Annotated in this window: 1 protein-coding gene; it reads right to left on the reverse strand. The window is 69.3% G+C overall.

Annotated features, from left to right (window positions below; genetic code table 11):
* Positions 1-2,263, reverse strand: a 2,263-nt coding sequence (locus QBK88_RS30630; protein WP_277965037.1) for an amino acid adenylation domain-containing protein, incomplete at both ends; no start/stop codon positions are given.

Raw genomic sequence — 2,263 nt, forward strand, 5'->3', positions numbered from 1 at the left:
TCTCCAGCTCGCCCTGCGGCGCCACGTATTCGCGTTGCAGTTGGCTGGCATCGGGCTTGGGCAGGGCCTTGCGGTCCAGCTTGCCATTGGCACTCAGCGGCAGCGACGGCAGCACGATCAGGTGCGTCGGCACCATGTAGTCCGGCAGGGCCGCCTTCAGGTGTGTGCGCAAGTCCTCACGCAGCTGCTCGTCGGCTTCGCCCGTTGCCACCAGGTACGCCGCCAGTTGCTTGCCGCTCGGGCCGTCGACATCGATCACCACGGCTTCGCGCACAGCCGCATGCCCCAGCAGTTGCGCCTCGATTTCGCCCAGCTCGATGCGCAGCCCGCGGATCTTCACCTGGTGGTCGATACGCCCGGCGTACTCGATCACGCCATCGGCCCGGTAGCTGGCCAGGTCGCCAGTGCGGTACAGCCGGCCTCCCGCCGTGTCGAACGGGTCCGGCACGAAGCGCTCGGCCGTCAGCGCCGCACGCCCCTGGTAACCACGGGCCAGGCCCACGCCACCCAGGTACAGCTCGGCTGCCATGCCCGCGGCCACCGGTTGCAGCCCGCCGTCCAGCACGTGGGTGCGCAGGTTGTCGATCGGCGTGCCGATCGGCACGCCGCTGCCCGCCTCGGCCTGGCAGGTCCAGTGGGTCACGTCGATGGCCGCCTCGGTGGGGCCGTACAGGTTGTACAGGCCTGCCTGGGGCAGGCGCGTCAGGGTCTGGCGCGCCACTTCGGCCGGCAGCGCTTCGCCACTGCAGACGATGCGGCGCAGGCTCTGGCAGCGCTCCACTGGCGCACCGGCCAGGAACGCCTGCAGCATCGACGGCACGAAGTGCAAGGTGCTGACCTGGCAGGCGGTGATGGTCTCTACCAGACGCTCGGGGTCGCGGTGGTCACCCGGTTGCGCCAGGGCCAGCCGGGCCCCCGTCAGCAGCGGCCAGAAGAATTCCCACACCGACACGTCGAAGCTGAACGGCGTTTTCTGCAGTACCGTGTCTTCGGGCCCGAGGCCGTAGGCCTTCTGCATCCACCACAGGCGGTTGACCAGAGCTCGGTGGCTGTTGCCCGCGCCCTTGGGGCGCCCGGTGGAGCCGGAGGTGTAGATCACGTAGGCCAGGTTGGCCGGATCGGTCAGGCTCACCGGGTTGTCGTCGCTGCAACCTGGCGCCGTGTCAGCCTCCAGCAGCAGGTACTGCACGCCATCGGCTGCCGGCAATTGCAGATGGGCCTGGGTCAGCAGCAGCGCGATGCCGCTGTCCTGGATCATGTAGGCCAGGCGCTCCTGCGGGTATTCCGGGTCCAACGGCACATAGGCGCCGCCGGCCTTGAGAATCGCCAGCAGGCCCACCACCATCTCCAGCGAGCGCTCGGCGGCGATCCCCACCAGCACATCAGGGCCCACGCCCCGCTCACGCAGGTGATGGGCCAGGCGGTTGGCGCGCTGGTTGAGTTCGCCGTAGCTCAGGCGCTGTTCGCCGAACAGCAGGGCCACCGCGTCGGGGCTGCGCTGCACCTGAGCCTCGATCAGCGAGGTCAGACACTGCTGCGCCGGGTAATCGGCGTCGGTGCGGTTCCAGCCCTGCACGATCTGCCGCTGGGCCGCAGCATCGAGCAATGGCAGCTCGCCCACCGGGGCACGAGCATCCTCGACCAGCGCCGCCAACAGGCGGCCGAACTGGCCGGCCAGCTGCTGCACACTGGCAGCGGTGAAGTGCGCGCAGTCGTAGCTGTAGTGCACCGACAGGGTCGCGCCCAGGCCCACGGCCAAGGTCAGCGGGTAGTTGGTCTGTTCCTGGTTCTGCGCACCGCTGAACACCAGCCCGGCCGGCGCGCCCTGTTGCAGCGCCTCGGACACCGGGTAGTTCTCGAACACCAGCAGGGTGTCGAACAGCCCTTCGGCCGCGCCGCCGGCCCAGCGCTGGATCTCGTACAGCGGCGTGTGCTCGTGCTCGCGCAGGGCCAGGTTGAGTTGCTGCACCTGTTCCAGCCAGTCGCCCACCGGCTGTTCGGCACGGGGGCTGGCGATCACCGGCAAGGTATTGATGAACAGCCCCAGTTGCTGTTCCACCCCGGCCAGCTCGGCCGGGCGGCCTGACACCGTGGCGCCGAAGGTCACGCAGGCCTGGCCGGTGTAACGCTGCAACAGCAACAGCCAGGCGGCTTGCACCAGGGTGTTGACCGTGACCCGCTGCTGGCGGGCGAAGTCGGCCAGCGCCTGGGTAGGGGCGGCATCCAGTACCTGGTAATGGTCGCCATGGCCGCTGGCCAGGTC

This window comes from Pseudomonas sp. RIT-To-2, from assembly GCF_029623465.1.
GTDB lineage: Bacteria > Pseudomonadota > Gammaproteobacteria > Pseudomonadales > Pseudomonadaceae > Aquipseudomonas > Aquipseudomonas silvicola.